Origin of the sequence: Rhizobacter terrae (genome assembly GCF_003852895.1) — a bacterium.
Classification (GTDB): Bacteria; Pseudomonadota; Gammaproteobacteria; order Burkholderiales; family Burkholderiaceae_C; genus Albitalea; species Albitalea terrae.
This window is the reverse complement of record NZ_QUSW01000002.1, coordinates 407,812-430,363: the sequence shown is the minus strand read 5'-3', so window position 1 is coordinate 430,363 and position 22,552 is coordinate 407,812. Positions and strand designations below refer to the sequence as shown.

General features: G+C 68.1%; 25 protein-coding genes and 1 riboswitch. Of the genes, 3 read left to right on the top strand and 22 right to left on the bottom strand.

Translation table 11 applies throughout. The annotated features are described in order from the left end of the window. The first annotated feature begins 2 nt into the window (after window positions 1–2). Genes DZC73_RS08935 through DZC73_RS08925 form a run of 3 tightly spaced genes read left to right on the top strand, consistent with a single transcriptional unit; the run spans window position 3 to window position 4,728 of the window. A complete protein-coding gene (locus DZC73_RS08935; RefSeq protein WP_124539881.1) occupies window positions 3–650 on the top strand; it encodes an urea amidolyase associated protein UAAP2 in 648 nt (215 codons plus the stop codon). Further along, window positions 647–4,249: an urea carboxylase gene (gene uca, locus DZC73_RS08930; protein ID WP_198414809.1), complete on the top strand. Its 3,603-nt coding sequence runs from the start codon at window positions 647–649 to the stop codon at window positions 4,247–4,249. Before DZC73_RS08935 ends, uca begins: the two co-directional genes overlap by 4 nt. 35 nt (window positions 4,250–4,284) lie before the next feature. After that, the gene (locus tag DZC73_RS08925; RefSeq protein ID WP_161974510.1) at window positions 4,285–4,728 is read left to right on the top strand and encodes a response regulator; all 444 of its coding nucleotides are present in this window, start codon (window positions 4,285–4,287) and stop codon (window positions 4,726–4,728) included. Here the strand turns inward: DZC73_RS08925 and DZC73_RS08920 are convergent. The 22 genes from DZC73_RS08920 to DZC73_RS08820 all read right to left on the bottom strand — a co-directional run bounded on the left by DZC73_RS08920 (window position 4,716) and on the right by DZC73_RS08820 (window position 22,406). After that, window positions 4,716–5,327, bottom strand: coding sequence for a sensor histidine kinase (locus tag DZC73_RS08920; protein WP_235835046.1), 612 nt, complete (start codon window positions 5,325–5,327; stop codon window positions 4,716–4,718). The genes DZC73_RS08925 and DZC73_RS08920 overlap by 13 nt on opposite strands. Continuing rightward, window positions 5,315–5,533: a hypothetical protein gene (locus tag DZC73_RS30170; protein WP_235835045.1), complete on the bottom strand. Its 219-nt coding sequence runs from the start codon at window positions 5,531–5,533 to the stop codon at window positions 5,315–5,317. Before DZC73_RS30170 ends, DZC73_RS08920 begins: the two co-directional genes overlap by 13 nt. 126 nt (window positions 5,534–5,659) lie before the next feature. After that, window positions 5,660–6,475: a cell envelope integrity protein TolA gene (gene tolA / locus DZC73_RS08915; protein ID WP_124539879.1), complete on the bottom strand. Its 816-nt coding sequence runs from the start codon at window positions 6,473–6,475 to the stop codon at window positions 5,660–5,662. A 10-nt stretch (window positions 6,476–6,485) separates the two neighbouring features. Beyond that, window positions 6,486–6,911 carry an ExbD/TolR family protein gene (locus tag DZC73_RS08910; RefSeq protein ID WP_124539878.1) on the bottom strand — a complete coding sequence of 142 codons (426 nt, stop codon included), beginning with the start codon at window positions 6,909–6,911 and terminating at the stop codon, window positions 6,486–6,488. Between the two features lie 10 nt (window positions 6,912–6,921). Then, window positions 6,922–7,605: a protein TolQ gene (gene tolQ / locus DZC73_RS08905; RefSeq protein WP_124539877.1), complete on the bottom strand. Its 684-nt coding sequence runs from the start codon at window positions 7,603–7,605 to the stop codon at window positions 6,922–6,924. Beyond that, window positions 7,602–8,009: a tol-pal system-associated acyl-CoA thioesterase gene (ybgC, locus tag DZC73_RS08900; protein ID WP_124539876.1), complete on the bottom strand. Its 408-nt coding sequence runs from the start codon at window positions 8,007–8,009 to the stop codon at window positions 7,602–7,604. The genes tolQ and ybgC overlap by 4 nt, the downstream gene beginning before the upstream one ends. 48 nt (window positions 8,010–8,057) lie before the next feature. Beyond that, window positions 8,058–8,456 carry a TssQ family T6SS-associated lipoprotein gene (locus DZC73_RS08895; RefSeq protein WP_124539875.1) on the bottom strand — a complete coding sequence of 133 codons (399 nt, stop codon included), beginning with the start codon at window positions 8,454–8,456 and terminating at the stop codon, window positions 8,058–8,060. Then, the gene (locus tag DZC73_RS29655; protein WP_161974509.1) at window positions 8,453–10,171 is read right to left on the bottom strand and encodes a serine/threonine-protein kinase; all 1,719 of its coding nucleotides are present in this window, start codon (window positions 10,169–10,171) and stop codon (window positions 8,453–8,455) included. The genes DZC73_RS08895 and DZC73_RS29655 overlap by 4 nt, the downstream gene beginning before the upstream one ends. A 127-nt stretch (window positions 10,172–10,298) precedes the next feature. Further along, entirely contained in the window at window positions 10,299–11,471 is a 1,173-nt protein-coding gene (locus DZC73_RS08885; protein ID WP_124539874.1) for a pyridoxal phosphate-dependent aminotransferase, read from the bottom strand. Further along, entirely contained in the window at window positions 11,468–11,962 is a 495-nt protein-coding gene (nusB, locus tag DZC73_RS08880; protein ID WP_124539873.1) for a transcription antitermination factor NusB, read from the bottom strand. The genes DZC73_RS08885 and nusB overlap by 4 nt, the downstream gene beginning before the upstream one ends. Further along, window positions 11,959–12,423, bottom strand: coding sequence for a 6,7-dimethyl-8-ribityllumazine synthase (gene ribH, locus DZC73_RS08875; RefSeq protein WP_124539872.1), 465 nt, complete (start codon window positions 12,421–12,423; stop codon window positions 11,959–11,961). Before ribH ends, nusB begins: the two co-directional genes overlap by 4 nt. A gap of 13 nt (window positions 12,424–12,436) precedes the next feature. Further along, window positions 12,437–13,543, bottom strand: a complete 1,107-nt coding sequence (gene ribBA, locus DZC73_RS08870; protein ID WP_124539871.1) for a bifunctional 3,4-dihydroxy-2-butanone-4-phosphate synthase/GTP cyclohydrolase II — start codon at window positions 13,541–13,543, stop codon at window positions 12,437–12,439. Window positions 13,544–13,614: 71 nt separating this feature from the next. Then, window positions 13,615–14,241 carry a riboflavin synthase gene (locus DZC73_RS08865; RefSeq protein ID WP_124539870.1) on the bottom strand — a complete coding sequence of 209 codons (627 nt, stop codon included), beginning with the start codon at window positions 14,239–14,241 and terminating at the stop codon, window positions 13,615–13,617. Window positions 14,242–14,253: 12 nt separating this feature from the next. Then, window positions 14,254–15,348 carry a bifunctional diaminohydroxyphosphoribosylaminopyrimidine deaminase/5-amino-6-(5-phosphoribosylamino)uracil reductase RibD gene (ribD, locus tag DZC73_RS08860; protein WP_124539869.1) on the bottom strand — a complete coding sequence of 365 codons (1,095 nt, stop codon included), beginning with the start codon at window positions 15,346–15,348 and terminating at the stop codon, window positions 14,254–14,256. 5 nt (window positions 15,349–15,353) lie between these two features. Next, complete coding sequence (locus tag DZC73_RS08855; RefSeq protein WP_124539868.1) at window positions 15,354–16,439, bottom strand: type IV pilus modification PilV family protein; 1,086 nt, start codon at window positions 16,437–16,439, stop codon at window positions 15,354–15,356. Next, the gene (locus DZC73_RS08850; RefSeq protein ID WP_124539867.1) at window positions 16,439–17,638 is read right to left on the bottom strand and encodes a pilus assembly PilX N-terminal domain-containing protein; all 1,200 of its coding nucleotides are present in this window, start codon (window positions 17,636–17,638) and stop codon (window positions 16,439–16,441) included. Before DZC73_RS08850 ends, DZC73_RS08855 begins: the two co-directional genes overlap by 1 nt. A 58-nt stretch (window positions 17,639–17,696) precedes the next feature. Then, window positions 17,697–18,368 carry a PulJ/GspJ family protein gene (locus DZC73_RS08845; RefSeq protein WP_124539866.1) on the bottom strand — a complete coding sequence of 224 codons (672 nt, stop codon included), beginning with the start codon at window positions 18,366–18,368 and terminating at the stop codon, window positions 17,697–17,699. Continuing rightward, window positions 18,353–18,790 (bottom strand): type IV pilin protein, encoded by a 438-nt coding sequence (locus DZC73_RS08840; protein ID WP_161974542.1) that lies wholly within the window; start codon window positions 18,788–18,790, stop codon window positions 18,353–18,355. The genes DZC73_RS08845 and DZC73_RS08840 overlap by 16 nt, the downstream gene beginning before the upstream one ends. 10 nt (window positions 18,791–18,800) lie before the next feature. Further along, window positions 18,801–19,343, bottom strand: a complete 543-nt coding sequence (locus DZC73_RS08835) for a GspH/FimT family pseudopilin (RefSeq protein ID WP_124539864.1) — start codon at window positions 19,341–19,343, stop codon at window positions 18,801–18,803. Window positions 19,344–19,460: 117 nt separating this feature from the next. Further along, window positions 19,461–19,904, bottom strand: a complete 444-nt coding sequence (gene nrdR / locus DZC73_RS08830) for a transcriptional regulator NrdR (protein ID WP_124539863.1) — start codon at window positions 19,902–19,904, stop codon at window positions 19,461–19,463. 44 nt (window positions 19,905–19,948) lie between these two features. After that, window positions 19,949–21,196: a serine hydroxymethyltransferase gene (gene glyA / locus DZC73_RS08825; protein WP_124539862.1), complete on the bottom strand. Its 1,248-nt coding sequence runs from the start codon at window positions 21,194–21,196 to the stop codon at window positions 19,949–19,951. Between the two features lie 62 nt (window positions 21,197–21,258). Further along, a riboswitch (ZMP/ZTP riboswitch) is annotated at window positions 21,259–21,386 on the bottom strand. A gap of 99 nt (window positions 21,387–21,485) precedes the next feature. Next, window positions 21,486–22,406 (bottom strand): lytic transglycosylase domain-containing protein, encoded by a 921-nt coding sequence (locus DZC73_RS08820; RefSeq protein WP_124539861.1) that lies wholly within the window; start codon window positions 22,404–22,406, stop codon window positions 21,486–21,488. Window positions 22,407–22,552 lie beyond the last annotated feature (146 nt).

Genomic DNA, 22,552 nt, shown 5'->3' with positions numbered 1-22,552 from the left:
AGATGAACAGGCTGAAGACCAGTGAGCTGGATCCGGCGCAAGCCGCGTTCGACCAGGTGGTGCGTGCAGGCGACCCGTGGGTGCAGCATGTCTCGCGCGGCCAGGTGCTGCGCATTGTCGACCTCGAAGGCAACCAGGCCGTGGACACGGTGTTCTTCAACGCCGACGACCCCGACGAACAATACAGCCTCACCCACACCATTCAGGCGCAAGGCGCTCTTTACCTTGGCGTGGGCAGCCGGCTGATGTCGAACGAGGGCCGCGCGATGTTGAGCATCGTTGCCGACACCTGCGGCCGGCACGACACGCTGGGCGGCGCGTGCAGCTGCGAGAGCAACACCGTGCGCTACGGCCTGGACAAGCGGCCGATGCACAGCTGCCGTGACAGCTTCATGGCCGCGATCACGGCCGAGGGCTCGCCGCTGCACAAGCGCCGCGTGGCGTCGAACATTAACTTCTTCATGAACGTGCCGGTGACACCCGAAGGCGGCCTCACGTTTGCCGACGGCATCTCCGCGCCGGGCAAGTACGTGGAGATGCGCGCCGAGATGGACGTGGTGGTTCTCATCTCCAACTGCCCGCAGCTGAACAACCCCTGCAACGCCTACAACCCGACGCCGGTGCGATGCCTCGTGTGGGACGCGCCATGATGTTCCGCAAGGTCCTTGTCGCCAACCGCGGCGCGATCGCCTGCCGCATCTTCCGCACCTTGCGCCGCATGGGGGTCGGATCGGTCGCCGTGTATTCCGAAGCCGATGCCGAATCCGCCCACGTGCGCATGGCCGACGACGCGGTGTGCGTCGGGCCGCCGGAAGCCGCGGCGAGCTACCTGGACAAGCAGCGCCTGATCGAGGCCGCGCTGCAGACGGGGGCGCAGGCGATCCATCCCGGCTACGGCTTTCTCTCGGAGAACCCGCAGTTTGTCGAAGCCTGCGAAGCCGCTGGCCTGGCCTTCATCGGACCGACGCCCGAGCAGATGCGGGTGTTCGGCCTCAAGCACACGGCGCGTGCGCTGGCCGTCGAGGCCGGCGTGCCGCTGCTGCCCGGCACCGGACTGCTGCCCGACCTCGACACCGCTCTCGCCGAGGCCGAGCGCATCGGCTACCCGGTCATGCTCAAGAGCAGCGCCGGCGGCGGCGGCATCGGCATGCAGATGTGCACCGACGCCGGCGCGCTGCGCACGGCGTTCGACAGCGTGCGGCGCCTCGCGCAGAGCAACTTCTCGGATGCGGGCGTGTTCCTCGAGCGCTACATCGCCAACGCGCGCCACATCGAGGTGCAAATCTTCGGTGACGGCGCGGGCGGCGTGCTGGCACTGGGCGAGCGTGACTGTTCGCTCCAGCGGCGCAACCAGAAGGTGGTGGAGGAGACGCCCGCACCCAACTTGCGCGCGGACGTCCGTGCGGCGCTGCTCGATACCGCACAGCGACTGGCCCGCAGTGCGCGCTACCGCTCGGCCGGCACGGTGGAGTACGTGGTCGATGCGGCCACGCAGGAGTTCTTCTTCCTTGAGGTGAACGCCCGTCTTCAGGTGGAGCACGGCGTCACCGAGATGGTGACCGGCGTGGACCTGGTGGAGTGGATGGTGCGGCTCGCCGCGCACGACATGCCGCCACTGGACACGCTTCGCGTCGAGCCCCGCGGCCATGCGGTGCAAGCCCGCCTGTACGCCGAAGACCCGTGGCGCAACTTCCAGCCGTCGACCGGCATGCTCACCGCGGCGAGCTTCCCGCAAGGTCTGCGCGTGGACACCTGGGTGGAGCCGGGCACCGAGGTCAGCGCGTTCTACGACCCGATGCTGGCCAAGCTGATCGCCCATGCCGACACGCGTGGGCAGGCGCTGGCCCAACTGGCGCAGGGCCTGGAGGCCACGCGCATCGCCGGGCTAGAGAGCAACCTGAACTACCTGCGCCAGGTGGTGAGCTTCGAGCCCTTCGCCCGCGGCTGCCACACCACGCGCAGCCTCGCCTCCTTCCAGCCGCACAGCAGTGCGATCGAAGTTCTCGCACCGGGCGTGCAGACCAGCGTGCAGGACTGGCCAGGCCGGCTGGGCTACTGGCAGGTGGGCGTGCCGCCCTCAGGACCGATGGACGCCTTGTCGCTGCGGCTGGCGAACCGGCTGCTGGGCAATGCCGACGGCGCGGCGGCACTCGAGATCACCGCCGCCGGCCCCACGCTGCGGTTCCGTGGTGCGTGTCGGGTGGCGCTTTGCGGCGCATCGATGGAGCTGTCGCTCGACGGCGCACGGGTACCGATGGGCGAGGTGCTCGACGTGGCGGCAGGGCAGGTGCTGCGCATCGGCCGACTGCAGGGGGGCGGCTGCCGGGCCTACCTCGCGGTGGCCGGCGGCTTTGACGTGCCCGAGTACCTGGGCAGCCGATCCACCTTCACCCTGGGGCAGTTCGGGGGCCACGGCGGACGCGTTCTGCGTGCCGGCGATGTGCTTCATGTGGCTGCACACGAGCCGCAAGCGGCGCTGTCCGCATCGCAGGCGAGGGAGCTGGCGCCCCGCTGCGGCACGCACTGGGAGATCGGGGTGCTCGTCGGCCCGCACGCCGCGCCCGACTTCTTCACCGAGGACGACATCACCACCTTCTTCGCCACGGACTGGCAGGTGCACCACAACTCCAGCCGCACCGGCGTGCGTCTGATCGGACCGAAGCCGCAATGGGCGCGGACCGATGGCGGCGAGGCCGGGTTGCACCCATCGAACATCCACGACAACGCCTACGCCATCGGCGCCATCGACTTCACCGGCGACATGCCGGTGATCCTGGGTCCGGACGGCCCCAGCCTTGGCGGCTTCGTGTGCCCGGCCACGGTGGTGCAGGCCGAGCTGTGGAAACTGGGCCAGCTGGCGCCGGGACACACGGTGCGCTTCGTCGCGATGACGCAGTCGAATGCCGAAGCACTGGCGCGCGCACAGCACCTCGCGCTGGCCTGCGATGCGCTGCCGGCCGTGTCCGACGGTGGTGACGTGGCGCTGCCCGAGCAGGGCGCCGTGCTGCATCGCGTGCCGCGGGGCCCGCAGGGCGTGGAGCTGGTGTTCCGACGCGCGGGGGATTCGAACCTGCTGGTGGAGTTCGGCGAGCTGCAGCTCGACCTGGAGCTGCGCTTTCTCGTGCACGCGCTGATGACCCGGCTTCAGGTCTGGCGCGACGAGGGCCGGCTCCACGGCGTGATCGACCTCACCCCCGGCATCCGCTCGCTGCAGGTGCACTACGATCCTCTGCGCCTGCCATTGGGTCGGCTCATGCCGCTGCTGCTGGAAGCGCAGGCCAGCCTGGATGCGCACGACGGCGAAGTGCCCAGCCGCACCGTCTGGCTGCCGCTGTCGTGGGACGACCCGGCCACGCGCCTGGCCATCGACAAGTACATGCAGTCCGTGCGCGCCGACGCGCCCTGGTGCCCGAGCAACATCGAGTTCATCCGCCGCATCAACGGCCTGCCGGACGTGCAGGCGGTGTTCGACGTCGTGTTCCAGGCCAGCTACCTGGTGCTGGGCCTGGGCGACGTGTACCTGGGCGCGCCCGTGGCCACGCCGGTGGACCCGCGCCACCGGCTGGTGACGACAAAGTACAACCCGGCACGCACCTGGACGCCGGAAAACGCGGTAGGCATCGGTGGTGCCTACCTCTGCGTGTACGGCATGGAGGGCCCTGGCGGCTACCAGTTCGTCGGGCGCACGGTGCAGATGTGGAACCGCTGGCGCGTGACCCGCGAGTTCGAGGCGGGGCAACCGTGGCTGCTGCGCTTCTTCGACCGCATCCGCTTCTATCCGGTGTCGGCGCAGGAGCTGGCCTTGCTGCGGCGCGACTTCGTGGCCGGGAAGGCCTCGTTGCGCATAGAGGATGGTCGCTTTCGGCTGTCGGACTACCGGCGCTTCCTCGCCGAGAACGCCGCGGACATCGGCCGCTTCAAGCGGCGCCAGCAGGCTGCCTTCGAGGAGGAGCGGGAACGCTGGCGTGCCGCGGGCATCGCCGATTCGGCCGACGCACAGGAGGACCCTGCGCCGGAGGACGCACAGGCGCTGGACGGCGAGCCCGTTGCCGCTCCTGTGGCCGGCGGCGTGTGGTCCGTGCAGGTGGAAGCCGGCGACGAGGTGGTAGAAGGCCAGACCCTGATCGTGGTGGAATCGATGAAGATGGAGGTCAGCGTGCAGTCGCCATGTGCGGGGCGGGTGCGGCGGGTGCTGTGCCGGCAAGGGCAGCTGGTGACCAGCGGGCAGGTGCTCGTGCTCATCGAGTAGCGCACAGGGACTTTCCACCCCTGCTAGGCTGCGGCATGACTGCCGAGAATGGCGCGTCCGTGGAACTTCGGGCCCTTGTCGTCGACGACAACATCGACGCCGCTACCTCTCTGGGCTATCTCTTGCAACTCCTGGGCTGCAAGACGGCCACGGCATTTGACGGTGTGTCCGCGCTTCGCGTTGCCCAAGTCTTCCAGCCAGGCATCGTGTTCCTGGATCTGGACATGCCCGGCCCCGATGGCTGCGAAGTGCTCGCACAGGCTCGCGCGCTCGAAGGCCCCGTGGCTCGCGCCCTCTTCGTGTGCTTCACCGGCAGGAGCGAACCGGCCGACGAACGTCGTTGCCTGGAAGCGGGCTTCGATCGCTTTCTTCCCAAACCCATGGAACCGGCCGTGCTGCAGGAACTGCTGTCGCATGCCCATCGGCGACTGGCCGCAGGCAACCAGATGTCGAGGCGATCTGCCGATCAGGGTGATTGAAGCGGCAGGCTCATCGTGAAGACGCACCCTTGTCCCGGCAGGTTGCGCACCGTCAGCTCGCCTCCATCCGCTTCGATGTGCCGCCTCGCAATCGACAGTCCGAACCCGAGGCCGCTTCGGTCTCCACCGTTCTGGGTGAACGGCAGGAACATGACTTCCGAGCTTCCGGGTGGCAGCCCCCCGCAGTGGTCCTCGACCTCGATGTAGACAGCGCTCTGGGTGGAGCGAACGTCCAGCGACACCTGCGTGCCTGCATGGGTGAACTTGAAGGCGTTGTGCACAAGGTTGACCAGAGATGCCATGAGCAGATCCCGGTCGCCCTTCGCGTGCAGCAGCGGATCGACGGCCGACACCACCAGCGAGCAGCCCCTCGCGCTGGCGTGCAAAGAGGCCACCTGTTCAGCGTCCGCGACGAACGCCGCCACGGAGAATGTCCGCTGCCGCGCCGGCGCTCCCGAGACCGCTCGTACTTCCTCGTCGGTGATGGCTTGGCACAGGTCGCCGTAGTCGTGCACCACCTGGTCCACGGTGAACCCGAGCGCCAGCAACTGCTTTCCATGCGCGGCGGCGCTGATGCCCATTTCACTCAATGCGGCCACGTCACCCCTGCCGCGCCTGAGATCCGCAGGCTCTCTTCCACCTGCCCGTCTTCTTCGGCCTGCAGGGTCTGTGTGAGTTGGTCCAGGAACAACGGAACGCCATTGGCCAGCTGTGCATTGGTGGCCGCTCGCGCCGGTCGCTGTGCGACCTTTGCTTTGCACCGCGCGATCAATTTTTCGCGGTTGTTGGTCAGGAACCGATGCATGAGCCCTTCGTAGGCGAGAGTCTGATCCGCCTGTGCAGTATGGGCCCGCGAAATCAGCCTACTGCCATATGGTGCTGTGCGCCCCGACTGGGGCGCGGAAGGCTTCCATCGGCCACGATGCCCCGGTCAAGTCCCCGGCCGGTGGATGACGATGGTCATCGGCGACGGCACGCGGCCATCGTTGTCACGCGGCAGCACCGCGGTCTCCTGCACGGCGCGCAGGGCGGCATCATCAAAGGCTCCCGAGCCGCTGGACTTGGTGACGCGAAAGCTCATGATGGTGCCGTCGGGCGCGACGGTGACCGTCACCTCCGCCGGATCGCCCGAGGTGGACACCGGGAACTGCACGTGCGGCTTGATGCGTGCGATCACGCGGCCCATGTAGCTCGCCGACGGTCCGGAAGTCTGCTGCGCGGTGCCGGTCGATTTGGGCTCGCCGCCACCCGCCGCCGCCAGCATGCGCTGCACCGCCTTCTCATGCTCGGCCGCCAGGCGCTGCTTCTCCTCGTCGTCCTTGCGCTTCTTGTCCTTCTCCAGCTTGAGCTTCTCAGCCTTCTCCTGCTGAGCCAGCTTCTCGGCCTCTTCCTTCTTCTTGCGTTCGTCTTCCTTGCGCGCCTTCTCGATGGCGATCTGCGCGTCGGGGCGCACCTCTTCCTTGGGCTGAGGCTTGGGTTCGGGCTTGGCCACCGGTTGCGGCTCAGGCTTGGGTTCGGGCTTCACCGGCGTGGGCTCGGGTTCGGTCGCCTTGGGCGCGGCGATCTGCGGCACGTTGGCCCACAGTTCGGCTTCCACGCCCTCCGGGTCGCTCGCGTGCCAGTTCACCCCGAAGGCCAACGCGACCACGAGCAGCACGTGCGCCAGCAAGGCCAGCGCGAAGCCCGACCCCTTGCTGTCGGGCGAGCGTGGCATGAGGGCATCGCGCTGCACGGCCAGTGTGCTCATGGGCTGCTGATCAGGAGGCGGACTTCACCGAGAGGCCCACGCGCTGCACGCCGTTGCGCTGCAGGCTGTCCATCACCTTCACCACGGCCTCGTACTTCACGGCCTTGTCGGCGGAGATGACCACCGGCGTGTCGGCCACGCCGCCCTGGGCTTCCAGCACCTTGGACGCGATGTTGCGCAGCGGCACGTTCTGCGGGTCCTTGCCGTCCAGCCGCATGCGCACCGACTCGTCGCTGCCCACGATGACCTCGATGACGTGTTGCGGCCGTTGCTTGCTCTTGCCCACGGTGGGCAGGTCCACGAGGCCGGTGGTGATGAGCGGCGCGCTCACCATGAAGATGATCAGCAGCACCAGCATCACGTCGATGAAGGGCACCATGTTGATCTCGCTCATGGTGCGTCGGCGCGAGCCGTGGCGGGGCATGGCGGCGGGCATCGTGCGCTCCTCAGTGCGCGCCCTGGCCGGCGTTGCGGTGCAGGATGTTGGAGAACTCCTCGATGAAGGTCTCCGACTGGATGGCGATGCGGTCGATGTCGCGCGCGAAGCGGTTGTAGGCGATGACCGCGGGGATGGCGGCGAACAGGCCGATGGCCGTGGCCACCAGCGCTTCGGCGATGCCCGGCGCCACCGTGGCCAGCGTCACCTGCTGCAGGTTGGACAGGCCGATGAAGGCATGCATGATCCCCCACACTGTGCCGAACAGCCCCACGTAAGGCGACACGGAACCGACCGAGGCGAGGAAGGACAGGTGCGACTCGATCGCGTCCATCTCGCGCTGGAAGCTCGCGCGCATCGCGCGGCGCGCACCATCGAGCAGGGCCTGTGCATCGGCCAGGCGGCGCTCGCGCAGCTTGAGGAATTCACGCATGCCCGAGGCGAAGATGCGCTCCATCGATGCGGCCGATTCGGCGCGCTTGGTGGCATCGTTGTAGAGGTCGTTCAGGTTCTTGCCGGCCCAGAACTCACGCTCGAAGTCCTCGTTGGCGGAACGCACGCGGCGCAGGCCGAAGAGCTTGCCGAAGATCACGGTCCAGCTGGCCAGCGAAGTGAGCAGCAGGCCCGCCATGACCAGCTGCACGACGAAGCTTGCGTGCAGCACGAGGGAGACGATGGAGAAATCCTGGTTCATGGGGTCGGGATCGCTTGGAGAAGCTCGGTGGGAATGCGGCGGGGCTTGAAGGTTCCCGCATCGACGCAGCCGATGCGGATGCTGCCTTGTGCGAGCAGCGCATCATCGCGCCAGGCCTGCTGCTCGATGGCCAGCGTGGCACGGCCGGCCTCGGTGATGCGCACGGTGACGTCCAGCTCGTCGTCCAGACGGGCCGGGCTGAAGTACTTCACCGAAGTATCGGCCACGACGAACATCGCGCCGGTATCGGTTCGCAACCGCTCCTGGCCGAAGCCCTTGGCGCGCAGCCATTCGGTGCGGGCGCGTTCAAAGAACTTCAGGTAGTTGGCGAAGAACACCACGCCTCCGGCGTCGGTGTCTTCCCAGTACACGCGCAGGCGCAGTCTGAAATCAGGAGGAGTCATCGGTCGCGTTCAACGCCCCGGGCCCAATACCCTGGGGCGAAGACGCGATTATGGATGCACGCGCTTGTACACCGGCCCCCACAGCGGATGGCCGGCTTCGGACTTGGTGAGCGCGAAGGCGGGGTCGGCCTGCATGGCTGCGCGGAACGACGCTTCGCACTCCGAGTGGCGGTTGCTGGTGCAGTAGATGAAGGCGAGGTATTTGTTGGCCGAGGCGCGGTCCTTGGGCGAGGACAGGTTGAGCTTCAGCGCGGACTTCAGCTGCTTCTCGGCGTCGGGGTAGTGGCCGTCGTCGTAGGCGCGTATGCCCGACAGCAGGGCTTTCTCGGCCGGGCGCTCGGCGATGTCGGTCAGGCCGACGGGAGGCGCCGGTTCGGCGGGCATCTGCGCGCAGGCAGACAGGAAGAGGGCAGTGGCAAGAAGGCTGGCGATCGACTCGCGTCTCATGATCCGAACTTGTGCTTGATCGTCACGGGTTGGCCCGCGCTGACGTTGATCGTTGCACTGTACGGCGGAAAGTCTTCATTGCGAATCGTGATCTGGTGCCGCCCTTCCGAGAGTGTGATTTCGTTCAGGGGCGGAGCAGTTCCGACGGGGGTGCCGTCGATTTCGACCTGGCCCCACGGGCTCACGCCGATGCGCACCAGGCCGGACGCGAGGGCTGAGCCACGCTTGGCGCCGGCGGCGTCCTTGGCGTCGCGGGCGCGCTTGTCCTTGGTGTCCTTGGCTGTCGCGGCCGCATCCTTGGCGACGGCCGGCTTGGTGTCTTTCGTGTCCTTGGCGGCCGGTGCGGCTGCGCTAGCCGCCTCGGGGGTTGCCACTGCCACTGCCGCGCTGGCTGCAGGCTCGACCGGTGCAGGCAACGCTGCAGCAGAGGCGGCCAGGGCGGGTGCCGAAGCCGGCGTTTCCGCCGGCGGCGTGGCCACGGCGACAGGTGCGGAAGCGACTGCCACCACGGGAGCCGATGCGGCGGGTGCCACGGCCGTCTGGCTGCCCTGGTGCCAGGACGCCAGCCACCAGGTCACGAGGCCGATCAGGGCCGCGCCAGCCACGCCCGCGCCCACCATCAGGCGGGTGCGCGAGCGCTCGGCCTTGGCTTCGGCGGCATCTACCGCCTGGCCGTTTTCCTCCAGCCAGTGGCGCAGCTCACGGGCCAGCGAACGGGCCGAGCGGAAGCGATGCTCCGGGTCCTTCTGCATGGCCCGCGCGGCGATCTCCGACAGCGCCTTGGGCACGTTCTTGTCGATGGTGTGGGCCGGCGGCGGCTCGTGCTCCAGCACGGCCGTGGTGATCTCGGTCAGCGAATCGCCCCGGAAGGGCTTCTGGTCGGTCAGCAGCTCGTACAGCACCACGCCCAGCGAGAACACGTCGCCGCGCCGGTCCACCGGCTGCTGGCGCACCTGCTCGGGCGACATGTAGTAGGGCGAGCCGGCGGCGATCTCGTCGGCGTGCGAGTCGTGCTGGTGGGCGACGCGGGCGATGCCGAAGTCCAGCACGCGCGGCTGGGTGCGGCCCACCATGAAGATGTTGGCCGGCTTGATGTCGCGGTGCACCACGCCCTTGCTGTGGGCGTACGAGAGAGCGTCCGCCACGCGGCGCACGATCAGCGCGGCCTGCGTGGGAGTGGGTTTCCAGCCTTCCTGGCGCAGTTGCCGCAGGTCGCGGCCCTTGAGCAGCTCCATCGCGATGTAGGCGCTGTCGTCGGCCACGCCGGCGTCGAACACCGTCACGATGTTGGGATGGCTCAGGCCCGCGGCGGCGCGGGCCTCGTTCAGGAACAGGGAGTTGAAGGCGGAGCGCTGCTCGGCGTCCAGGTCCAGGTTCAGGGTCTTGATGGCGATCAGCCGCGACAGCAGCGGATCGTGGGCGGCGTACACCGTGCCCAGTCCACCTTCGCCGATGCGGTACTTCAGCGCATACCGGCCGATGTGGCCGATGGTGGCCATGGCCGCCTGGTCGCCCGGCTTGGAATCGGTGGCCTCGGCAGGGGCGGCGCTGGCCGACTGCCGCTGCTGCGGAATCGTCTTGGGCTCCGTGGTCAGCGGCGTGCCGACGTCGGAATCACCCCACAGCGCCACATCCGGCGGGACGCTGGGTGGGGGCGCGGGCTCGCTGTCAGGCGGCAGGCTCGGGCTCGGCACGGGAGGAATGGTGGTGGACACTCCGGCAGCTTAGTCGAGTTGTTACATGGCAAGCCGTGAAAAAGGCGTCACTTCAGCCCCCAAGTAACACCTTCTCACGAATGACACTCAGGCGCGGGGGGAATTAGTTGGCATCCGCGCCACATGCTCAAACACCCAAGGCGTCGCGCAGGCGACTCATCGCCTCCTGCAAGTGCGCCATCGAACTCGCCGTCGACAGCCTCACATAGCGCTCCGCCCCGTGCCGTCCGAAGTCGCGCCCCGGGGTGATGGCCACGTGGGCCCGCCGCATGAGATCGAAAGCGAAGTCCCAGCTGCCCTGAGCGTAGCGCGAGCAATCGGCCCAGGCATAGAAAGCCCCGTCCGGCATGACGGGCACCGTGAGGCCCATGGCGTTGAGCGCGGGCACCACGAAGTCGCGGCGTGCGCGGAATTCCGTTCGGCGGCGTTCGTACTCGGCAATGGACTCGGGCTCGAAGCACGCCAGCGCCGCATGCTGCGCGATGGTGGACGGACAGATGTACAGGTTCTGCGCCAGCCGCTCCAGCGCGGGCACCAGTTCCGCAGGCGCCACCAGCCAGCCCAGCCGCCAGCCGGTCATGCTGAAGTACTTGGAGAAGCTGTTGATGGAGATGATGTCCTCGCCATGTGCGAGGGCGCTGTGGCCGAAGCGGTCGTCGTAGCTCAGTCCCAGGTAGATCTCGTCGACGATGGTGAAGCCGCCCTTGGCGCGCACCACCTTCACGATGCGTCCCATTTCGTCGGGGTCGATGGAGGTGCCCGTGGGGTTCGAGGGCGAGGCCAGCAGCACGCCGCGCGTGCGCTCGCCCCAGTGCTCCTGCACCTTGGCCGCGCTGAGCTGGAAACGTTCTTCCGGCGATGCGGGGATCAACGTGGCCACGCCTTCGGCCGCGGCCACGAAATGCCGGTTGCACGGATAGCTCGGGTCGGGCAGCAGCACCTCGTCGTCGCGGTTGACCAGCGCCAGGCAGGCCAGCTGCAAGGCGGCCGACGCACCGGCCGTGACGACGATGCGCGAGGGCGCGATGTCCAGGCCGAAACGCGTGCGGTACCAGCCGCTGATGCGTTCGCGCAGCGCGGCCAGGCCCGTTGCATCGGTGTATTGCGTGCGGCCGGCCCGCAGGGCGCGCTCAGCCGCTTCCTGCACCAGCGGCGGCGCGGTGAAATCCGGCTCGCCGATGTTCAGGAAGATCATCGGCTTGTCGGCGCAGGCCGGGCTGCGCGCCAGCTCGGAGGCGGCCTTGGCGCACTCCATCACGTAGAAGGGCTCGATGTGGTCGAGCCGGCGGGCGAGCTTCATCGGCTCCTGGCGGCCTGCACTTCGGTCGCGCGCAGCTCAGCCGCGGCCTTGTCCAGCACGCCGTTGACGTACTTGTGCCCGTCGGTGCCGCCGAAGCTCTTGGCCAGCTCCACGGCTTCGTTGATGGCGACCTTGTAGGGCACGTCGATGCAATGCTTGAGCTCGTAGGCGCCGATCATCAGTACGGCATGCTCGATGGGCGACAACTCGGTGGTCTTGCGGTCCACGTGGCGCGTGAGCACCGCGTCCAGGTCGGCGGCCTCGTTGATGCAGCCGTGCAGCAGCGCATCGAAATGCGCGGTGTCGATCTTGTCGAAGCCTTCCTGCTCGCGCATGTGGGCCTCGACCACGCCGGCATCGGCGCCGGAGATCAGCCATTCGTACAGACCCTGCAGCGCGATCTCGCGCGAGCGGCGGCGTGCCGACTTCGGTGCGGCGCGCTTGGCCGGCTTGCCGTTGCCGGCGGGCTTGTTCTTCGCAGCGTCGGTCACGACAGGTCTTCCATCAGGTTGGCCATTTCCACCGCCACGCGGGCGGCGTCGCGGCCCTTGTCTTCGGCGCGGTCCCAGGCCTGTTCTTCGTTCTCGACGGTGAGGATGGCGTTGGCGATCGGGATCTGGTGGTCCAGCGACACGCGCGTCACGCCCGCGCCGCTTTCATTGGCCACCAGTTCGAAGTGGTAGGTCTCGCCGCGGATCACGCAGCCCAGCGCGATGAGCGCGTCGTAGTCGTCGCTCTCGGCGAGGCCCGCCAGCGCCAGCGGCACCTCCAGCGCGCCCGGCACCTTCACGTGGCGGATGTGCTTGGACGACACGCCCACCGCCTGCAATTCAGCCAGGCAGGTCTCGGCCAACTTGTCGGTGATGGCCGCGTTCCAGCGGGCCTGGACGATGCCGATGCGCAGGTCGCGCCCGTCGATGTCGGCATCGGTGCCCTTGTCGGCGTCTTGCATGGATGTTCCCGGTTCAGTTCGTGTTGTGAGTGGCGGCGACGAAGCCGGTGACTTCCAGGCCGTAGCCCGTCATGCTGGGCATGCGGCGCGGGCTGCCCAGCAGCTTCATCTTCGAGATGCCGAGGTCGCGCAGGATCTGCGCGCCCACGCCATAGGTGCGCAGGTCCATCTGGCCGCGCTGGCGCTCGGCGCGCTCATCGTGCGGCAGCACGTGGCCCAGCATGGACTGCACGTCCTCGCCGCAGTTGAGCAGCAGTGCGGCGCTGCGGTCGGTCTTGTGCAGCGCGTCCAGCGCCTTGGGCAGCGGCCAGGAGTGGCCACACTGGCCGGCATCGAGGAAGTCCATCACCGACAGCGGCTCGTGCACGCGCACGAGCACTTCATCGTGCGGTGTCCACTGGCCGCGGGTGAGCGCCAGGTGCAGGCCGCCGGTGCGGTCGCGGTAGGCGGTGCATTCGAAGGGGCCTTGGGGTGTGGTGAGCTGGCGGCGGCTGATGCGCTCCACCAGCGATTCATTGCGGCTTCGGTATTCGATGAGGTCGGCGATGGTGCCGATCTTCAGGCCGTGTTCCTGGGCGAAGACTTCCAGGTCCGGCAGGCGGGCCATGGTGCCGTCGTCCTTCATGATCTCGCAGATCACCGAGGCGGGCGTGAGGCCGGCCATGGAAGACAGGTCGCAGCCGGCTTCGGTGTGGCCCGCGCGCATGAGCACGCCGCCGTCCTGCGCCTGCAGGGGGAAGATGTGGCCGGGCTGCACCAGGTCGTTGGCCTGGGCCTCGCGCGCCACCGCGGCCTGCACGGTGCGGGCGCGATCGGCCGCGGAAATGCCGGTGGTGACACCGGTGGCCGCTTCGATGGAGACGGTGAATGCGGTGCCGTGCTTGGTACCGTTGCGGGTGGCCATGGGCGGCAGCTGCAGCCGCTCGCAGCGCTCGCGCGTGAGCGTCAGGCAGATGAGCCCGCGGCCGAACTTCGCCATGAAGTTGATCGCCTCGGGCGTGACGTGGTCGGCGGCGAGCACCAGGTCGCCTTCGTTCTCGCGGTCTTCCTCGTCGACGAGGATGACCATGCGGCCGGCGGCGAGCTCGGCGATGAGCTCGGGAACAGGGGAAATAGCCATGGCGGCGATTGTAGGCGGCGTACCCCTAGAGGCATTCGCCAAAAGGGCATCGCCTGAGCGAAGAAAACCGCTCAGACCTCGCCCGACTTGCCCAGCATGCGCGCCACGTAGCGGGCGATGAGATCGACTTCGAGGTTCACGCGGCTGCCGGTCTTCAGGTCGCCCAGCGTCGTGTTCTCCAGCGTGTGCGGGATGAGATTGATGCTGAATTCGCACGCATCGGCCGAATCGGTGACGCGATTGACCGTGAGGCTCACGCCGTTGACGGTGATCGATCCCTTGTAGGCCAGGTACTGCGCCATGGCCTTGGGCGCCGAGATGCGCAGCTCCCACGACTCGCCCACCGGTGCGAAATGCGTCACATGCCCCAGGCCGTCCACATGGCCGCTGACGATGTGGCCGCCCAGGCGGTCATGGGCGCGCAGGGCCTTTTCGAGGTTCACGCGGCCCACCTGGCCCAGCCCGGCGGTCTTGTCCAGGCTTTCGGCGGAGATGTCCACGGTGAAGCGGTTCGTGGCGGTGTCGAAGGAGGTGGCCGTCATGCACGCGCCGTTGAGCGCGATGCTGTCGCCCAGCTGCACGTCGTCGAGGTAGCCGGGCGGCGTTTCGATGGCGAGTCGCTTGCCGTGGGACGCATCCGCGCCGAGCGCGTCTGCGGAAACGATGCGGCCGAGGCCGGTGATGATGCCGGTGAACATGGAGCGATTGTCTCAGGCCAGCGGTCTGGCGAGGATGCGAAGGTCTTGTCCGACGGGCTCGATGCTGCGGAACTGCAATTCGATGCTTTCGTCCAGCGATTGCAGCGGCCCGAAGGCAGCCAGCTCACGGCCGATGCCGATGAGCTTGGGGGCGAGGTAGATGAGGAACTCGTCCACCAGGCGCTCGCGGACGAAGGATCCGTTGAGCTTGTGGCCGGCTTCGACGTGCAGCTCGTTGACGCCGCGCCGGGACAGGTCGGCGAGCATGGCAGGAAGGTCAACCTTGCCGTGGTCGTTGGAGTTGACGGCGATGTCCGCCCCTGCGGTTTCGAGCGCAGTTCTTCGCTGCGCGTCCGGTTGCGCGCAGTAGAGCAGGACTTGCCCGGGCGGCGCGAGGATGCGCGAGGAGGCCGGCGTCTCCAGCCGCGAATCGACGATCACCCGCAGAGGCTGCTTCGCCGTGTCCACCAGGCGAACGTCGAGCCGCGGGTTGTCGTCGAGCACGGTGCCCACGCCGGTGAGCAGGGCGCCGGCCCGCTTGCGCCATGCGTGGCCGTCGGCGCGCGCGGCCTCGCCGGTGATCCATTGGCTCACGCCATTGGGCAGGGCCGTGCGGCCGTCGAGCGACACGGCCGCCTTCATGCGCACCCACGGGCGCTGCCGTTCCATGCGCGAGAAGAAGCCGATGTTGAGTTCTCGGGAGGCTTCGCCCAGCGGGCCGGACGTCACCTCGATGCCGGCAGCGCGAAGGCGTGCCGCGCCTTGGCCGGCGACCAGCGGGTTGGGGTCTTCGATCGCCATCACGACCTGGCCCACGCGTGCAGCCACCAGGGCGTCGCAGCACGGCGGCGTGCGCCCGTGGTGCGAGCAGGGCTCCAGCGTGACGAAGGCCGTGGCGCCTTCGACGCTTTCGCCATTCGCCGCGGCATCGCGCAATGCCATCACCTCGGCATGCGGCCCGCCGGCCTGCTGGGTATGGCCCCGCCCGATGATGCGGCCATCGCGCGACAGCAGCACGCAACCCACGCGCGGGTTCGGCTCGCTCAGGCCGATCGCGCCATGGGCCAGATCCAGCGCGAGTTGCATCAGTGCGTCGGTGTTGTGCATGCGGTTCAGGGCTGGTGTTGCACGGTGGCGAAGTCGGCGAATTCTCCGCTGGCCCTGGCCGGTGCAGGGCAGGGCTGGTCCCCGGTGACGATGAGGAAGTTCTGCTGCATCAGTGCCCGGTCGACGTGCTTGTATTCATCGGGATGTTCGAGGTTGCTGTCCACCGCCCCGCTGCCGTCCTGGTCGGCCGTGTAGCGGCAAGCCTTGAGGTCGGTGCTGCCGGTGCCCAGCGTCCATCCGATGGGCACGATCTCGCTGCGGCCCGACCAGGGCAGGGTGAAGACCACGCAATGGTAGGACACGTCCCGTTCGTGTTGTTCGGTGATGCACAAGGGCCTGTCCGCTCTCAGGGGATCGGTCAGCACGAGCTGCATGTCCAGCGGCTGCGACTTGTCGCGCGGCCGGCGGGCGTCCGGCGCCGTGCCCAGCGAGAAGCGCACGGCGCCGCTGAGCATCAGGCCGCGGATGCTGGTGCAGGTGCCCAGGCGAGAGACATCGAGGTCCCGAGTGGTGATGTCGCTGCGCACGCTGTCGCAGCGCGCCGTGACGAGGCCGGTCGTGTTGTCCATGACCAGCGCGATGGTGCCGGCTTCGTTGGGCTTGAAGGCGCTGCGGCCGTCCCCCAGGTTGCGTGCAAAGGCCGGAATGCTGATGGCGCGGCCGTTGGCCGGTCGCAGCGTTGGTGCGTCGCGCCGCATCTGCAAGGCGGCTGACAGGGCGACTGGCGTGTCGTCGATGATGGACTGCAAGGCCACGCGCTGCGTGGTACCGCCCCGGTCCGGCCAACTGACGAGGACTTCCGTGCTGCGGAGGCCGCCGCCGGTCGCCACATTGCGCACCAGGGTGAAGCTGGTGTTGCCAGCACGATCTGCTCCAGGTGCGATGGAGCGGCTGCCGGATGCCGGGCTCGCTGCCGCACGGGTGGATTCCATGTCCTCCTGCGCCAGCCGCACCGCTTCCGACTGCTGCCGCGCGATGTCGGCCAAGCGCCGCAACTGTGCCTGGAGCTTGGCCGTTCCCAGCACGCCCAGCGAGAGGACCGCGAAGGCGAGCAGGGCCTGGATCAAGGTGGCGCCACGCTGGCGGCGCATCAGAAATCCCTCCAGCTGCCTGGAACGCGGGCGAAGCTGCCGACCTGCGCCTGAAGCGTGTTCAACACGGACGTGTCGCGCACGAAGTCGCTGGCGTTGGCGATCAACGCCTCGGACTCGGATATGACGGCGCCGCGAACGAGGCCGGGCGCGCCGCTCCAGTCGATGCGGCCCGCGTAGACCAGGCCGTGGACGTTCACCGATGCCGCGACCGCCAGCGTGCCCGTGGCCACGAGCACCACCGGTTTACCCGGCCGGCCGAGGGTCACGTCGCTGGACAGGCGTGCGTCGCCATCGATCCAGAGCATGCGATATCCGCCGTCGATGGCCGTGGCCACGGCCGTGCTGCAGTCGCCGTCGCAACGCAGCGTCTTCACGCCAGGCTGCTGTTTCCACAGCGGCTTGGACAGGCCGAAGAACGCGTTGAAGAAGGAGTCCGCGGTCGGATCGTTGAGCATGGGATCGTTCTCGATGACGGAAGCGTCAGCCGCGCTTCCCGGCACGGTCGTCAGCCGCGCACTGGTGGTGGTGATGGTCTTGCCGGCGTGCAGGGTGATGCCTGCGGATGCGGCATCGGCGTTGTGGAAGCCGGCATCCGGTCCGGCTGCGATGACGGCCTGCTTCGCGGTGAGCGCAGCCAGGGGCAGCGAGGCGAGCGCGGGCAACGCGCCCGCCAGCACCTGCACGTGAGCCGTGGCGTCAGTGGGCCTGCCCGGCAGGCATTCGCCGGAGAGGCTGGTGCAGCCGGTGGAGGCGATCTGCAGCACGCGGGCCTGCACGTCGGCGACAAGTTCGATGCGGAAGGCGTTCGCATCGATGCGAACGTCGCTGCCGAAGCGGGGCGTGCCGTCGGATGCGCAGGAGCAGGTCCAGCCGCTGCCGCTCCTCACGCAGGCCGCCACCAGTTTGGCGCTGCGCCCGCTGGCCGCTTGCCAGCGCTCGGCGAAGCTGCCGCTTGCAGCCGAAGCTGGCAGGCATTGGTCGTTGACGGGACGTGGGTCGTTGAGCATCGCGATGCCCCAGGCGACGCCGGCCTCTGCCGACTCGAAGGCCTGCGTGGATCGGTACTGGTTGATCGATGCGCGTGCTTCGAAGAGGTGGTTGCGGTTCGCGAATGCGGCGACCAGTGCCATCGCGCCCAGCAGCACCAGCGTGATGAGAAGCGCGTTGCCGCGCTGCCTGGCGATGGGTGTGTTCATTGGGAAACCTCCGCGCTGCGCACTGCGGTGCGAGCGTCTTCGGGCGGCCGGGCGACGCTCATGCGAGGCAGGCTCCGCTGACCACGTCGTTGCGGATGCGGGCCTGGCTGGTCAAGGTGCGCACGACCTGGTGGTCCACCACGGCGCGTGCAGTGATGGCGATGGTCAGCTTGCGCTGCTCGATGACCGGCCCGCACGCGGCAACGGCCAGGTCGCACGGCCGCTCGCAGGCATCGCGCAGCGACTGCACCTGCGACTCAGCGCTCACCTGGAATGACAGGACCTCCAGCGTGCCCGCATCGGTCAATGCCTGCCAGCTTCCGCCGCCGATCAGCATCTCGATCACGCCATGGCGGAGCCGGAAACCGAAGCGCTCGTTGTCGTCGAGCGTGTCGTTCTCGGTTGCATCGCGCGAGAGCTGGAAGCTCACGGCCTCCGCTGAAGCGCTGGCCGGCGACAGCGCGACATAGGGGTTGGACGCAGCCATGCCCGGGCGCAAGGCGGTGCGTGCGTTGCCCCAGTAGCCCGAGCGGCGCACGTCACGGACGATGATGTCGGTGCTGGTGCGCAGGTCCTGCATCAGGCGGGCTTCGACGAGCATCGACCGGTGCTCCCGCAGGTGCGTGGCCAGCAGCGCCGCCGCCGCGACCACGACCAGCAGGCCGACGACCAGGCCCACCATCACCTCCACCAAGGTGAAGCCGCGTTGCCGCGTCACAGGCCCCAGCATTGCTTGTTCACCTCGGCGCTGTTGGAGACGGTGGCATCGCTGCCGGACTGGTATGTCACGGCCAGGCCGTCGACGCTGACTTGCAGGTGGCGGCAGTTCGCATCGGACGCCTGCGGGCCGGCCGCCACGGCCTGGGCCTTGAAGCCGGTGTCGGTCGTGCTCTCGACGCTGAGCGTGTAGTGCTTCGCCGGGCTGCTCGCCGCGATGCCGAGGTCCGACATCGATGCGTAGTTCAGGTGGTCGGACCGATAGCGTTCCTGCGCCAGGTGCATGTTCATGAGGGCCACCTTGGCGTCGGCGCGGCGCGCCTTGTTCAGCAGTTTGGTGAAGCCGGGGTAGGCCACCGATGACAGGATGCCGGCGATGGCCACGGTGCACATCGTCTCGATGAGCGTGAAGCCTGCGTTGGATCGTGCGTTCATCGTCGGCTCCTCAGCAGACCGCGTAGCCCGGAACGGCCGGCGCATCAGTGTTCGGCGAGCAGGTGCGCACCCGCCCCATGAGGTTCACGACATGCTGGATGGCCGGCCCGCCGCGCAGGGCGACCTTGAAGGTGCCGGCCGGTGTGCTCGTGCCGTGCATGGGATCGAAGACGATGGAGGCGACGTTGCTGTCCAGCGCCAGCCGATCGGTGGCGGTGAAGGCCGTGTTCTTGATCGACACGGCATCGCCGCTGCACGAGGCGGTGCCGTCTGACTGGCACTCGCAGCCACTCGCCGCGCCGCTGTGGATGATGTAGCACGAGCCCCAGCCATGCGACTGCACACTCAGCCGCAGGTTGGCGTTGCGCATCACCGACTCAGCGCGCGCGAAGCGGATGTCGGTGGCCAGTTGAGCGGCCGCGCCTTCGAGTCTCTGCTTGTCGATGAACTGCCTGAACTGCGGCGCTGCGGTTCCCACCGCGATGGCCGCGATGGCGACGGCGATGCAGGCTTCGATGAGCGTGATGCCGCGTTGCGTGTGATGCGTTCGCATCGTCCCCTCCTGTGTTGTGATGGAGCGGGATTGTGCGAATCACGCGCTGTCGGCGCGCCCCTCGGGGGAGGGAAGATCAGGCGTTCAGGAGAGGGCCCCTCTTTGGGCCGAAGCGGCTCAGATGTCGCGGATCAACTGGCGGAACTCGTCCACGTCCTCGAAGCTGCGGTACACGGATGCAAAGCGCACGTAGGCCACCTTGTCGATGCGCTTCAACTCGCGCATCACAAGTTCGCCCAGCTTGGTGGACGCCACTTCGCGCGCGCCGCTGTTGAGCAGCTTGTCCTGGATGCGCTCCAGCGCGGCATCGATCTGCTCGACGCTCACCGGTCGCTTGCGCAAGGCCAGCGTCATCGATGCACGCACCTTCGACATGTCGAATTCCGCCCGCGTCCCGTCTTTCTTGACGACCGTGGGCAGCGCGATTTCGGCGCGTTCGTAGGTGGTGAACCGCTTGTCGCAACTCTGGCAGCGCCGGCGGCGGCGCACGACGTCGCCCTCGTCGGACTCGCGGGTCTCGACGACCTGGGTGTCTTCGTGGCTGCAGAAGGGACAACGCATGAGTGAGAAGGCCCGCGGGAATTGGTCGCCGCGGGCCCGCGACTTTAGCGGTAAACCGGGAAGTCGCGCGTGAGTGCCGACACCTTGGCTCGCACGGCCGCGATGTTGGCTTCGTCATGCGGGTTGTCGAGCACGTCGGCGATCAGGTTGGCGGTGGCAATCGCCTGCGCCTCCTTGAAGCCGCGGGTGGTCATGGCCGGCGTGCCCAGGCGGATGCCGCTGGTGACCATCGGCTTTTGCGGGTCGTTGGGGATGCCGTTCTTGTTGCAGGTCATGTGGGCGGCGCCCAGGATGGCCTCGGCTTCCTTGCCGGTGAGCTTCTTGGGACGAAGGTCCACGAGGAACACGTGCGACTCGGTGCGGCCGCTGACGATGCGCAGGCCGCGCTGCGTGAGCGTGTCGGCCATGGCGGCGGCGTTCTTCACCACCTGCTGCTGGTAGGCCTTGAACTCGGGCGCCAGGGCCTCCTTGAAGGCCACGGCCTTGGCGGCGATGACGTGCATCAGCGGGCCGCCCTGGATGCCGGGGAAGATGGCGCTGTTGATCTGCTTGGCGACGTGGTCCTTCATGAGGATGATGCCGCCGCGCGGGCCACGCAGGCTCTTGTGGGTGGTGGAGGTGACCACGTCGGCGTGAGGCACCGGGTTGGGGTACACGCCCGCGGCGATCAGGCCGGCGTAGTGGGCCATGTCCACCATGAAGTAGGCGCCGATGGCCTTGGCCACCTTGGCGAAGCGTTCGAAGTCGATGCGCAGGGCGTAGGCCGAGGCGCCGGCGATGATGAGCTTGGGCTTGTGCTCGTGGGCCAGGCGTTCCATCTGGTCATAGTCGATGGCTTCGTTGGCATCCAGGCCGTAGCTCACGACCTTGAACCACTTGCCGCTCATGTTCAGCGGCATGCCGTGGGTGAGGTGGCCGCCTTCTGCCAGGCTCATGCCCATGATGGTGTCGCCCGGCTGGAGCAGGCCGAAGAACACGCCCTGGTTGGCTTGCGAGCCGGAGCTGGGCTGCACGTTGGCGTTCTCGGCGCCGAAGATCTGCTTCACGCGGTCGATGGCGAGCTGCTCGGCCATGTCCACGAATTCGCAGCCGCCGTAGTAGCGCTTGCCGGGGTAGCCTTCGGCGTACTTGTTGGTGAGCTGGGTGCCCTGGGCGGCCATGACGGCCGGCGAGGCGTAGTTCTCGGAGGCGATCAGCTCGATGTGCTCTTCCTGGCGCTGGTTCTCGCGCTGGATGACGGACCAGAGCTCGGGGTCCACATTGGCGATCGTGGATTGGGAACGGTCAAACATGGCGTGGCAGTCCTTCGTCAGCAGAAGACCCGCGACTGAAAGCATGCGTGGCGCACGCTGTCACAGGCTGCCCAGGCGAACGGCGGAAACGATGCGTCGACGAACTGCCTGCCACACCGTCTGCGCTCCCCGGTGGTTCACCACCTCAGGCTTCGCAGACGAAGCCCCATCGCCAGTCGCGCAGAAGCCGCGAGTTTACCCGAGGGCCCCGGGGAAATCACTTGAAAAGAATTCAGCGCATCAGTCGCGGCGCTCATGGCGGCGACGAATGCGCTGAGAGGGCGCAAGGTCAGGTCGGTGCCTTGCCCAGCAGGGCCACCTTGTCGACGTGCGCCGGCTTGTCTTCGGGCTTCACATCCGCCTTCACAGGCATCGGGGCGACGTCCTCGTCGCCCTTGTGCGCCGGGGCGGGCGTCGGGCGCTGCACGTTGATGGCCACGACCTTGCCGCTGGCCACCAGCCGCAGGTTGGCCTGCTCGGCCAGCACCTTGCCGGCATAGCCGCCGTCGTCGTTCAGGTTGCTCGCACCCACGTAGTAGCGCAGGCCGGCTTCCAGGCCGCCGGCGCGGGAGATGCACTCCTTGAGCACCTGGGCACCCACGCGCAGGTTGGTCACCGGGTCGAAGGCGGCGAAATTGCCGCCGTAGGCGTCGTACTTGTCGTCGTGGACGCGGGTCATGACCTGCATCAGGCCCTGTGCGCCCACCGGGCTCTGGGCGAAGGGGTTGAAGCTGGACTCCACCGCCATGATGGCGAGGATCAGCGTCGGGTCGAGGTTCACGCGGTCACCGACCACCCAGGCTTCCTTCACCAGACGGCTGATGGGCTCGGGCGCCACGCGGTAGCGGCGCGAAATCCACTGCGCCACGGCGGCTTGCTGGCGCGACAGGCCCTTGGGATCCAACGCGGTGGCGCGGGCGATGGCGTCCGGCTCGGCCAGCGAGGCGGCGACCAGCTCGGCCGGGTCGGTTCGGGCTTCCTGGCGGGCTTGCAGCCAGTCCAGGGTCTGGGCTTCGATGCTCTGACGCAGGTCGGCACGGCTGCCAACGAAGAAAACGGCCCCAATGGCGATGAAGCCCACCAGGGCGAGGGTGTTGTGGCTCACCTCGAGCAGGCCCTGGCCCACGTCGCGGATGAACACTCCGGCAGATGCCGCACAGGCGCCACCAAGTTGGCGGACCGGCGCGAGCAGACGGCGTAGCGCTGTCATGTCGTCCTTTCTTCATCGCGCTTCGACGAACGGCCTGCGGTGCGACTGCTCAGCAGGTGCCGAAGCGACGGTGATAATCGGCTGGAGGCCCGGCACTGAGAGAGCAGTGCGTGCCTTTCGATCCAGCCCATCGGCAGCGTTGCGCC